We start from the raw sequence: 12,351 nt of genomic DNA, 5'->3' as shown, positions 1-12,351 counted from the left end.
GGAGCTATTTCCGCGTTGCGATAGCTGCGGAAACGCGGGGTCCGTTCAGGCTGTTGCGTTGAGATTGAAAATCAACCCGAAATTTATCACAAACGTATTACGTCCTTTATAAGCGAGCGTGAAATCTCCCTTGGATGTACGCATGTAATACACTCACCTTTATAGCTTCTAGAGAATAATTCCAACCTGCCAAAACCCCTGCAATACACCCGTATTGCAGGGCCTATGCTCAAGTTTGCCCCCTGCAACTGCGTATATTTAACCTGTATATCGTTGGAGGAATTCTATCGAAGTGCCTGTTTCGCCGCATGCACTCGATACGCCGATGCCGGACCACGGGCGGTCCGGGACTACGTCGACAGGGTCTCTCCGGCATGGGATTCAGGAGGGAGTGAACAACATGGGCAATAAACGAGTCGTGGCTGATTCTTCACGCTGCATTGGGTGTCAAACCTGCATGGCGGCGTGTATCGAGGCACACGATATTCCCGGCAACATCGCCGCACCTCGCTTGCGCGTAACGCGCACCTACGAGATTTCCGCGCCGGTGGCATGTCACCACTGCGAGGACGCTCCGTGCGCCAAGGCCTGCCCCACGGGCGCCTTGTTCTTTGACCCAAAGAACCATCGCATCGGCGTCAACGAGGACAACTGCATCGGTTGCAAGAGCTGCGTCATGGCATGCCCCTTTGGCGCCGTGAGCGTGGCGACCACGCAGGTCCCCGTCTTGATGGGCGACGTGCGCGTGGGTTCGCAGACTAAGAGCTTCGTGCTCAAGTGCGACCTGTGCGTGGACCGTCCCGGCGGTCCGGCGTGTGCCGAGGCGTGTCCGACCAAGGGCCTCACCCTGGTAGACGAGGAGCGTCTGGCAGAACTGACTGCCGAGCGTGCCCGCGCCACCATCGAAAACGAGGCGTAAGCGGACGGCCAAACAGGCCCAATGATTGTCAAATAAGTACCGAGCATTCGGTAGCAGAGAAAGGAAGGAGGGTGTCATGGAGAAGCATAAAGTGATCTGCCCGTATTGCGGCGCCGGTTGCCAGTTTAACCTCTTGGTCCAAAACGGCCAGGTCGTGGGTACCGAACCGCTCAACGGCATCACCAACCAGAGCGAGCTGTGCCTTAAGGGCATGAGCGGCTACGACTTCATCAACGACACCAAGATCTTGACTCCTCGCGTACTGCACCCGATGATCCGTCGCACCAAGGGCGCGGATCTTGAGCGCGTAAGCTGGGACGAGGCACTGGATTTCACCGCATCTAAGATGCAGGCCATAATTGACGAATATGGTCCTAACGCTGTCATGACCACCGGCTCTTCGCGAGGCGGCGGCAATGAGGCGAACTACGTCATGCAGAAGTTTACGCGTGCGTGCATCGGCACCCACAGCGTGGACAACTGCGCCCGTACTTGACACGGCCCTACTGTCCTCGGTCTGATGGACACGGTTGGTTCAGGTTGCATGTCATGCTCCATCCCCGGTATGGAGGATGCGGGCTGCATTTTCCTCTTCGGCTATAACCCTGCCGATTCGCACCCCATCGTCGCAAGGCGTATCGTGCGAGCCAAAGAAAAGGGTTGCAAGATCATCGTCGCCGACCCGCGCCATATCGAAACCGCGCGTATCGCCGATCTCTACCTTCCGATCAAGAACGGTTGCAACGTTGCGTTCCTCAACGCCTTTGCCAACTGTCTGGTCAACGATGGCCTCTACGACAAGGAATTCGTCGCCGAGCACACGAACGGCTTTGACGAGTGGTGGGAGACCATCAAGAACTACACTCCCGAATCCGTACAGGACATCACGGGTGTCGAGCCCGCGTTGATCCACCAAGCTGCCGAGATGTACGCCACGGCGAAGCCCTCTGCCATCATTGGCTGGGGCATGGGCGTATGCCAGCAGAAGCAGAACCTGAAGACGGTGCACACCATCGCCTCCATCGCCTGCGTTGCCGGCCAGATCGGCAAACCCAACTCCGGCCTCGCGCCCGTGCGTGGCCAGAATAACGTCCAGGGCTCCTGCGATATGGGCATGCTGCCCAACCTGTACCCTGGCTACCAGAAAGTCACCGACCCCGCAGTGCGTGCCAAGTTTGCCAAGGCTTGGGGCGTGCCCGAGGAGAAGCTCCCGCTCGAGGAGGGCTACAAGCTCACCGACCTGGGCCACCTGGTCGACGAGGGCAAGGTGCACTGCTTCTACAACTACGGCGAGGACCCGGTGCAGACCGAGCCCGATTCGGCCGGTATGCGCAAGACGCTCTCCGAGCTGGATCTGTTCATTTGCCAGGACATCTTTATGACGCAGACGACCATGCTCGCCGACGTCATCCTGCCCGCTACCTCTTGGGGCGAGCACGAGGGTGTCTTTACCGCATCCGACCGTAGCTTCCAGCACTTTGACGCGGCCGTTCCGCCCAAGGGCGAGTGCCGTCACGACTGGGAGATCTTCGCGGACCTGTCCACGCGTATGGGCTATCCCATGCACTACGACAACACCGAGCAGATCTGGAACGAGTGCATTAGCCTGTGCCCCAACTTTGTGGGCGCGACCTACGAGAAGATGGCTCCCGAGGGCGGCTACGCCCAGTGGCCCGTCAAGAGCACCGATGTCAACGACCACGGTACGCCCGACATGTTCGCTGGTGGCAAGTTCACCACCAAGGACGGCCGCGCCAACCTGATGGCGCACGACTGGGAGGCGCCCTCCGAGCTTCCCGACGATGAGTACCCGCTCATCCTGTGCACCGTCCGCGAGGTCGGCCACTACAGCTGCCGCTCGATGACCGGCAACTGCAAGACGCTGGCGCTGCTTGCCGACGAGCCCGGCTTTGTCCGCTTGAATCCCGCGGACGCCCAGGCGCGCGGCATCAAGAACGGCGACATCGTCTCGATTCACAGCCGCCGCGGCCAGGTATACAGCCGCGCCGACGTGAGCGACCGTATCAACAAGGGCACGGTCTATATGACCTACCAGTGGTGGATCGGCAAGTGCAACGAGCTGACCATGCACAAGGTCGACCCGGTCTCGCACACGCCCGAGGACAAGTTCTCCGCCTGCCAGGTCGACGCCATTGCCGACCAGGTTTGGGCCGAGGGCGAAGTCGAGCGCCAGTACACCGAGCTCAAGCAGGCTCTGGTCGACGCCGCCGCTCCCCAGGACGTTGAGCCTGGCGCCGCCAAGTTCGACGACGAGACGCACGTGAACCAAATCGTGTAGTCCCGTTCTCGTTGGCTTTTTGGGCCGGGCGTCCCGTACGTTCGGGAGCCCGGCCCGTTATTTTGAAAGGAAGTGGGGATGAACCGCTTCATCGACATCAACCCGGAGAGGTGCATCGGCTGCGGAACATGCCAGTCCGCCTGTGCCGACGCCCACCGGATGCAGGGTCTTCAGGATACGCCGCGCCTGGCGCTCGTGAAGACCGGCGGTATTTCGGCCGCCCTTGCCTGCCACCATTGCGAGGGTGCCCCCTGCGCCGAGGTCTGCCCGGTGAATGCCATCGAGCACGATGGCGATCGCATCCACGTCAAGGAGCAGGAGTGCATCGGGTGCAGGCTGTGCGCCATCGCGTGCCCCTTCGGAGCCATCCACCCCGATGGCACGTCTATCGCCGGTGTCGCAGGCATGTGCGACCCGACGCCTTCGTATCCTAAGTCCCTGAGCAGCCTTCTTACGTGGGCTCCCGGCCAGTACACCTGCGCTGTCAAGTGCGACCTGTGCGCCTTCGATCCGGACGGCCCGCATTGTGTGGCGGCGTGCCCCACCAAGGCGCTGACCGTCATGGGCGGCGCGGCCGATCGCGAGCTCGACGAGGCCAAGCGCCTGCGCTCGATCGAAAACGGTCCGGTCGTCGACGTTACCGCTGTGGCCCAGGGCCTGTCCGAGAAAGCAGAAGGGAGCGTAAACAATGGATAGCATGACGCTGTTTATCGCATCGCTTGCCGTCTCGTGCATCGGTGCGCTCGCCTCGGTTCTGCTGATCAAGGCCGATAACGCCGCCAAGACCGCCGGCTGCCTTATCGGCGCCGTCGCCGCGGTGCTTTCGTTCATCGCGGGCCTCGAGGCCGTGCTTGGCGACGTTTCGTCCCTCAACACGGTCTTCTTCTTCCCGTTCGCCCGTCTCGAGCTCTTGCTCAACGGCCTTGCGGGCCTGATCGTGGTCCTCATCTCGATTCTCGCCTTTGCGGGCTTCATCTACGGTCTGTCCTACTTCGACGAGTACCCGGGCAAGGTCGGGCGCGCCGGCTTCTTTATGAACACCTTCGTCGCCTCGATGATGCTCGTCATCACCGCCGACAACGTGTTCTGGTTCCTGGTCGCCTTTGAGCTCATGTCCCTTACGAGCTACTTCCTTGTCGTTATCGAGGAGAACAAGAACTCCATTAGGGGCGGTTGGCTCTACTTCGTCATCGCGCACGTGGGCTTCGTTCTCATCATGGCGAGCTTCCTGCTCATGACCAACGGCGTGGGCGGTTCCTTCAGCTTCAGTGATTTCCGTACGCATGACTTTGGACCCGCCGTCTCCTCCGCGTGCTTCGTCCTCGCGTTCTTCGGATTTGGCGCGAAGGCCGGTATCATCCCGCTGCACTCCTGGCTGCCCCAGGCGCACCCCGAGGCGCCGTCCAACGTGTCCGCCCTCATGTCCGGCGGCATGATCAAGATCGGCATCCTGGGAATCCTCAAGGTCGGTCTCGACCTGCTCGCGGGTTCGGGCGTCCAGCTCTGGTGGGGCCTCATGGTCCTGGTCTTCGGATCCATCTCGTCGGTCCTGGGTGTCGTCTACGCCCTCCACGAGCACGACATCAAGCGCCTGCTTGCCTATCACTCCGTCGAGAACATCGGCATCATCTTGCTCGGTGTCGGCGCGTCCATGACGGCGCACGCCCTGGGCAACGACGTCATCGCGACGATCGCGCTCATGGCCGCCCTCTACCACACGCTCAACCACGCCATGTTCAAGGGCGAGCTGTTCCTCGGCGCGGGCTCCCTGCTCTATGCCACGGGTACGCGCAACATGGAGAAGATGGGCGGTCTGTTCCGCCGCATGCCGGTCACGGCCGTCTGCTTCCTCATCGGTGCCCTTGCCATCTCGGCCATCCCGCCGCTCAACGGCTTCGTTTCCGAGTGGTTCACCTACCAGTCCCTGTTCAACATCTCGACGCTCTCCGACCCGGTCGTCATGGTGTTCGCCGTCGCCTCCGCGGCCGCCCTCGCCATCACCGGTGCCCTGGCCGTCACGTGCTTCGTGAAGGCCTACGGCGTCTCGTTCGCGAGCAGCCCTCGTTCCCAGGAGGCCGCGAACGCCAAGGAGTCCCCGGCTCCGATGTTGTTCTCGCAGATGCTCCTCGCGGCCATCTGCGTGGTACTGGGAATCGGCTCCCCGGTCATCGCCCCGGTTCTGGGCGACGTCGCCCAGAGCGTGCTTGCCGGCTCCGCCGTCACAGCCACCTCGGGCGTGTCTCTCGTGAACGAGATTTCCGGTGCCGCCACCTCCACCCCCGCGATCGCCATCGCGCTCGTGGTCCTCACCGGCCTCGCGTTCGCGCTGAGGTCCTGCCTCGGCGCCAAGGCCCCCGCTAAGAAGACCGACCCTTGGGCGTGCGGCTACGAGCCCAACGAGCACATGCCCGTCGTCGCCACGAGCTTCGCGTCCGACGTCGAACTCTTCATGGGCCCGCTCTACACCCTGCGCGAGGTATGCACCAAGATCTGCTGGTCCATCGCGCACGTGTTCCAGAAGCTCACCGGTGTCGCCCAGGGCGTCGAGCCCCTGCCCGACCGTTTCCTGGTCGATGCACCGAGCGAGGGTGCCGACAAGCTGGCCGGCCTCGCCTCCAAGATCGAGGGCGGCAACTACTCCGTATACATCTGCTACATCGTCGCGGCGCTCGTGGTCTTCCTCGTGCTCGCCGTGGTCATGGTCTAGAGAGGGGAGAGGATATTATGAACATCGTTCTTGCGATGGCGCAGGGCCTCGTGGTCATGCTGGTCGCGCCCTTCTTCTCCGGCCTCGCCCGTGTGATTCGCGCGAAGATGCACAATCGCCGCGGTCCGTCCATCCTTCAGGATTACCGGGACCTCGCGAAGCTCATGGCGCGTCCCGAGTCCGTGAGTTCCGACTCGAGCTTCGTGCTGCGCATCATGCCGCCGCTGTTCCTCGCGGTGTCGTTTATGCTCGCCATGGGCCTGCCCATGTTCACGCTCCAGAGCCCCATGCCCGTCTTTGGTGACGCCATCACCATCATGTACGCGCTCGCGCTGTCCCGCTTCTTCTTCGCGCTGTCCGGCGTGGATTCCTCCAACGCCTACGCGGGCTTCGGCGGTATCCGCGAGCTCCTCATGAGCGTGCTCATCGAGCCGTCCATGCTCATCGCGCTGTTCACCGTCGCCATCGTGTGCGGCTCCACGGACATTGCGACCATGGGTCAGCACATCGTTACGGGCAACGTCTCGAGCGTCGTCGCCGTTATCCTCGCCGGCGTCGCCTTCGCGGCCGCCTGCTATATGGAGCTCGGCAAGCTGCCGTTCGATCAGGCCGAAGCCGAGCAGGAGCTCCAGGAGGGCCCGCTCGCCGAGCTCTCCGGCCCGTCCCTGGCCATGATGAAGCTCGCCATGGGCATGAAGCAGGTCGTGGTCGTCGCTTGGTTCACCTCCATCTTCATCCCCTGGGGAGAGCCCGCGACCATCGGCGTCACCGCTCTCGTGGGCGCCGTCGTCTTCCTTGTCAAGTGCCTGGTCGATTTCGTCGTCTGCGGCGTGCTCGAGAACTCCGTTTCCCGTTCGCGCTTCAAGGTGCTCGGTAACCAGACCTGGGCCGTCGTCGGCATCGCGGTCCTCGCGTTCGTCTTCGTCGTCGTAGGCGTGTAGGGAGAAGGGAGAAACTATGTCAATCGAATCGAGCTTGTCCCTCTTTGCCATGGTGGCGATCGCCGTCCCCATGCTGGGCTCCCTGCTCATCGTCATGCTGCCGCGTCCCTACGCTAAATGGATCTGCGCCTTTGCCGGCGGCATCGCCACGGTCGCTTCCGTTGGCTTGGCCGCGACGTTTGCCGGAAACGGCATGAACGCGGTCGATGTAACCTGGGCGAGTATGGGCCAGACCTTGGTCATGGGCTTCATATTCGACCGGATGAGCACGCTACTCGCACCCGCGTTCGTCGCTATCGGTCTGCTCGTCGTCATCTATTCGTTCCCGTATATGAGCGATAAGAACAAGGAGCATCCCGACGCGCCCCGTCGTCGCTTCTACGTGTACTTCTCCACGTTCATCGGCGCCATGGCCGGTCTCGCCTACAGCTCCACCATCGTCGGCCAGCTCGTTTTCTTCGAGATCACCGGCGTGTGCTCCTGGGGCCTCATCAGCTACTACATGACGCCCACGGCCAAGAAGGCCGGTATGAAGGCGCTCATCATCACCCATATCGGCGCTCTGGGACTCTACATCGGCGCGGCCTTCCTGTTCGCCGGAACCGGCACGTTCGCGCTGAGCGCGATCTCCCAGCTCGATTCCGGTATGAAGACCGTCGTGCTGCTGCTCATCCTGTTCGCCGCTTGGGCCAAGTCCGCCCAGTTCCCGCTCTACATGTGGCTGCCCTCCGCAATGGAGGCCCCCACGCCCGTTTCCGCCTACCTCCATGGCGCGTCCATGGTGAAGGTCGGCGTGTGCGTGTTCGCCCGCGCTCTTGCGAGTGCCGGCGATATCCCCGAGATCGTCGGTTGGGTCGCCATCATCGACGCCGTCGTGACCATGCTCTTCGGCTTCCTCATGTACCTGCCCCAGAAGGATATGAAGCGCCTGCTCGCCTTCTCGACGATCGCGCAGCTCGCCTACGTGTTCTTTGGCCTGGGCCTCTCCGTGTTCGGAAGCCAGATGGCGTTTAACGGCGCCGTCGAGCACATCTTCAACCACGCGTTCACCAAGACCCTGTTCTTCCTCATCGCCGGCTCCCTCAGCTTCACGCTGGGAACCCGTATGTTGCCCAAGATCCAGGGCCTCATGAAGAAGTACCCGGTCACGGGCGTGGGCTTCGCGGTCGCCGCGACCGCTATCGCCGGCGTGCCCCCCATGAGCACGTTCTTCTCCAAGTTCCAGATTATTTCCGGTGGCTTCGCGGTTGGTGCTTCCAACACGGTCATCTTCGTCCTCGTGTGCGTCATGGTCGTCGAGACCGTCGCCACCTTCGCATGGTTCCTGCGTTGGATGGGTAAGGTCCTGCCCGGTGAGCCGAGCGAGACCGTGGCCGCCGGCCAGCCCCTTCCGCGCGCCATGGCGTTCGTGTTCGTCGTCCTCATGATCATGGTCGTCGTCGCCGGTCCTCTGTCCTCTAGTTGGATGGGTTAGGAGGTAGGACATGGGTTATTCGTTAGTCAATATCCTGGGCGGTCTTCTGATCGTGACCTCCACCATGGTGGTCGTCTCGAAGACCATCCCGTCCGCCATTAAGTGGTACGCGATCCAGTCGGTTGTCCTGGTGGGCGTGCTGCTCACCCTGGGCCTCACCACCGGTGCCACCGAGCTTCTCATGTGGGCCGCGTCGGCCTTCGTCACCAAGGTGATCCTCGTTCCGTTCATTCTCAACCGTGCCTACAAAAAGATGGGTTCGCCTGCCGATAGCACGCTGACCTCCTCCATCAAGCCGGCCTGGACCATCATCCTCACCGGTCTGGAGGTGGCCATCTGCTTCGCGGTGGTCACGCGCCTGAGCCTGCCCACCGCCGAGGTGGCCACTCCGGCCCTCGCCATCAGCTTCGCGCACTTCTTCGTCGGCCTCACGTGCATCATCTCCCAGCGCAACATCCTCAAGCAAATCTTCGGGTACTGCCTTATGGAGAACGGTAGCCACGTGACGCTCGCTCTGCTCGCGCCCACGGCCCCCGAGATCATCGAGATCGGCATCGCCACCGACGCCATCTTCGCCGTCATCATCATGTCCGCCGTCGTCGTGAGGATTTGGAACGACACCAAGTCGCTCGACTCCCACGACCTGACCGAATTGAAGGGGTAGGCCATGGATGTTTCAATGCTGACGGTCGCCCTGCTCGCTTGTCCTCTCGTGTTCTCCCTGATTATGGCTGCGCTTCCCAAGACGACGTCCTACAACGTCTTTGCGGGGCTCAACACCATCTCCGTCGCGGCGACCCTTGTCCTTTCGGTCGTCACCGCGGGAACCATGCTCTCGAGCGGGCAGAATATCGACGCTTTGGGCCTGTGGCTCCATCTCGATTCGCTCTCGTCGATCTTCGTCCTTCTGGTAGGCATCATCGGGTTCATCACCGGCGTGTACTCCATCTCCTATATCAAGATCGATATCGAGGAGAAGACCATGCCGGCCGAGCGCACCAAGCAGTACTACGCGCTGTTTAGCCTGTTCGTTTTCACGATGCTGCTCGCCTGCCTGTCCAACAACATCATCCTCACCTGGGCGGCGGTCGAGGCCACCACGTTGTCGACCGTGTTCCTCGTGGGCATCTACAAGAACAAGCAGGCGCTCGAGGCGTCTTGGAAGTACGCGATGGTCTGCACCGCCGGCGTGGCCTTCGGCCTGTTCGGCACGCTGCTCATCTACGCGAACGCCGCCGATATCATGCCCAACGCGCATGAGGCAGCCTTCCTCACCTCCATCATGCCCTACGCCGACCAGTTCGACCCGATGCTCGTGCGCCTCGCGTTCGCGTTCATCGTCATCGGCTTCGGCACCAAGGCGGGCCTGTTCCCCATGCACACTTGGCTGCCCGACGCGCACTCCCAGGCTCCGAGCCCGGTCTCCGCGCTGCTCTCGGGCGTGCTGCTCAAGTGCGCCATGCTGGTGATCATCCGCTTCTACTCCCTGTCCATCATCACGGTGGGCGACACCTATCCGCGTACGCTCCTGCTCATCCTGGGCACGCTGTCCATCCTGGTGGCCGCCCTGTGCATCTTTAAGCAGGACGATATCAAGCGCCGCTTCGCGTACTCCTCCGTCGACAACGTCGGCGTGGTCGCGCTGTGCCTGGGTATCGGTGGTCCGCTCGGTATCGCCGCCTGCCTGCTGCACTGCATCTTCCACGGTTTCACGAAGGCGCTCGCCTTCTGCATGGCCGGTAACATCCAGCACATCTACCACACCCGCGACCTGAACAAGATCAAGGGCGTCGTCGAGATCGCTCCCGTCACGGCAGCGCTCACCATCATCGCCCTGCTCGCGCTCGCCGCCTTCCCGCCGTTCGCCCTGTTCATCTCCGAGTTCCTCACCTTCGTGGCCGGCGTCCAGTCCGGTCCCATCTGGGTGGTCGTGCTCGTGGCCATTGGCCTCACCGGCGTGTACTTTGCCCTTACCGGCATCGCGCTCAAGTCCATCTTCGGCAAGGCGCCCGAGGGCATGAAGCGCCACGAGGTGCCCGCCCTCATGATCATCCCCGAGATCGCCCTCGCGATCGTGGTCATGTGGTTCGGTATCGCCACCCCGGTCGCCATCACGAGCGGCGTCGAGGATGCAACGTCCGTCGTTTTGAACCAGAGCGTCGAAGAGCTCCACGAGGCTCCTCTCTACCGCATGGTGTTCAGTTCCCAGACCAAGACAAGCGAGGTGAATTAGCACCATGGCAGAACCTGAAAAGAAGGACTACGCTCGTCGTTGCGAAAGCCACGTCGAGGCCCTGCGCGCCGCAGTGCCGGGCGCTATCGAGAAGGTTGAGTGGCAGTGCGAGGACCAGCTGACGATCACCGTCAAGCAGGACAAGCTGCCCGAGGCCGTCCACTACCTGTATTACGAGCGCTACGGCTGGATTCCCGTGATCATCGGCAACGATGAGCGCAGCCTGTGCGGCCGCTACGCCGTGTACTACGTCATCTCCATGGAGGGGGAGGACCCCGGCTGGGTGACCGTGCGCACCGAGGTCGATCCCGCCAAGATGACATTCCCGTCCGTGACGCCGTTCGTCCCCGCCTGCGTGTGGGGCGAGCGCGAGCTGCGCGACATGTTCGGCCTGATCCCCGAGGGTCTGCCCGATCGTCGTCGCCTGGTGCTGCCCGACGATTGGCCCAGCGGCCTGTACCCGCTGCGCAAGGACTCCATGGACTACCGTTTCCGTCCCGCTCCCGCGAGCGACATGGAAAACTACGAGTTCTTGGCCGACACCAAGGGCAAGGAGACCACGCTCGTTCCCATGGGCCCGCTGCACATTACCTCCGACGAGCCCGGCCACTTCCGCCTGTTCGTTGAGGGCGAGACGATCGTCGATGCCGACTACCGTCTGTTCTACGTGCACCGCGGCATGGAGAAGGTCGCCGAGACGCGCCTGAACTATGATGCCGTGACGTTCCTCGCCGACCGCATCTGCGGCATCTGCGGCTGCGCCCACTCGGTGGCCTACGCCGAGGCCGTCGAGCGCGCCCAGGGCATTCATGTCCCGCCGCGCGCCCAGTACATCCGCGCTATCATGCTCGAGGTCGAGCGCCTGCACTCGCATCTGCTCAACATTGGCCTGGCGTCTCACTACACGGGCTTCGACTCCGGCTTCCAGCAGTTCTTCCGCGTCCGCGAGAAGTCCATGGACCTGGCCGAGAAGCTCTCCGGTCACCGCAAGACCTACGGCCTCAACGTGATCGGCGGCGTGCGTCGCGACATTTTGGCCGAGCAGAAGCTCTCCACCCTCACGACCATCCACCAGCTGCGCTCCGAGGTTCAGGAGCTCGTCGACGTCTTGCTCTCGACGCCCAACTTTATTGAGCGTACGAGTGGCATCGGCATCTTGGACCGCAAGATCGCACGCGACTTCTCGCCGGTCGGCCCGCTCATGCGCGGTTCGGGCTATGCCCGCGACGTGCGCTTTGATCATCCCTTCGACGGCTATGCCGATCCGGATGTCCAAAAGATGCACGCCGCTACGGCCGACACCTGCGATGCCTTCGGCCGTACCGCCGTGCGCATCCAGGAGGTCTACGATTCGATCGACATGATCGAGACCATGCTCGAGAACTGCCCGTCGGGTCCCATCCTCACCACGGATTGGGAGTACACCCCGCACAAGTACGCCATCGGTGCCACCGAGGCGCCGCGCGGCGAGGACGTGCATTGGGCCATGCTCGGCAACAACCAGAAGTGCTACCGCTGGCGCGCCAAGGCCGCCACGTACAGCAACTGGCCGGTCCTGCGCTACATGTTCCGCGGCAACACCGTGGGCGACGCGGCGTTGATCGTCGGCTCGCTCGACCCGTGCTACTCCTGCACCGACCGCGTGACGGTGACCGATGTCGCCGCCAAGCGCGACCACGTGCTCGACAAGGAGCAGTTCGAGAACGTCTGGCGCGACAAGTCGCCGCTTGCGGGTGAGGGCACCATGGCCGCTCCGCTCGATGAGGAGGCGCTCTAAT

Annotated in this window: 9 protein-coding genes; all 9 read left to right on the top strand. The window is 62.6% G+C overall.

The features are described 5' to 3' along the window. The first annotated feature begins 325 nt into the window (after positions 1-325). The 9 genes from ACEXKH_RS07080 (at position 326) to ACEXKH_RS07040 (ending at position 12,350) form a co-directional block, all read left to right on the top strand. A complete protein-coding gene (locus ACEXKH_RS07080; protein WP_373573611.1) occupies positions 326-919 on the top strand; it encodes a 4Fe-4S dicluster domain-containing protein in 594 nt (197 codons plus the stop codon). Positions 920-995: 76 nt separating this feature from the next. Further along, complete coding sequence (gene fdhF / locus ACEXKH_RS07075; protein WP_373573610.1) at positions 996-3,218, top strand: formate dehydrogenase subunit alpha; 2,223 nt, start codon at positions 996-998, stop codon at positions 3,216-3,218. Positions 3,219-3,296: 78 nt separating this feature from the next. Further along, positions 3,297-3,914, top strand: a complete 618-nt coding sequence (locus tag ACEXKH_RS07070; protein ID WP_022095203.1) for a 4Fe-4S dicluster domain-containing protein — start codon at positions 3,297-3,299, stop codon at positions 3,912-3,914. Continuing rightward, complete coding sequence (hyfB, locus tag ACEXKH_RS07065) at positions 3,907-5,925, top strand: hydrogenase 4 subunit B (RefSeq protein ID WP_099431573.1); 2,019 nt, start codon at positions 3,907-3,909, stop codon at positions 5,923-5,925. Before ACEXKH_RS07070 ends, hyfB begins: the two co-directional genes overlap by 8 nt. 17 nt (positions 5,926-5,942) lie before the next feature. Then, positions 5,943-6,866: a respiratory chain complex I subunit 1 family protein gene (locus ACEXKH_RS07060; protein ID WP_006234113.1), complete on the top strand. Its 924-nt coding sequence runs from the start codon at positions 5,943-5,945 to the stop codon at positions 6,864-6,866. A 16-nt stretch (positions 6,867-6,882) separates the two neighbouring features. Then, positions 6,883-8,340: a hydrogenase 4 subunit D gene (locus tag ACEXKH_RS07055; protein ID WP_055309579.1), complete on the top strand. Its 1,458-nt coding sequence runs from the start codon at positions 6,883-6,885 to the stop codon at positions 8,338-8,340. A gap of 10 nt (positions 8,341-8,350) precedes the next feature. Then, a complete protein-coding gene (gene hyfE / locus ACEXKH_RS07050) occupies positions 8,351-9,004 on the top strand; it encodes a hydrogenase 4 membrane subunit (protein WP_035138044.1) in 654 nt (217 codons plus the stop codon). A gap of 3 nt (positions 9,005-9,007) precedes the next feature. Then, positions 9,008-10,573 carry a hydrogenase 4 subunit F gene (locus ACEXKH_RS07045; RefSeq protein WP_099431575.1) on the top strand — a complete coding sequence of 522 codons (1,566 nt, stop codon included), beginning with the start codon at positions 9,008-9,010 and terminating at the stop codon, positions 10,571-10,573. Between the two features lie 4 nt (positions 10,574-10,577). Further along, positions 10,578-12,350 (top strand): hydrogenase large subunit, encoded by a 1,773-nt coding sequence (locus ACEXKH_RS07040; RefSeq protein WP_035138048.1) that lies wholly within the window; start codon positions 10,578-10,580, stop codon positions 12,348-12,350. Position 12,351 lies beyond the last annotated feature (1 nt).

Origin of the sequence: Collinsella aerofaciens ATCC 25986 (assembly GCF_964259375.1) — a bacterium.
GTDB lineage: Bacteria > Actinomycetota > Coriobacteriia > Coriobacteriales > Coriobacteriaceae > Collinsella > Collinsella aerofaciens_BO.
The sequence above is the reverse complement of the archived record's forward strand: the minus strand, read 5'-3'. Positions and strand labels throughout refer to the sequence as shown.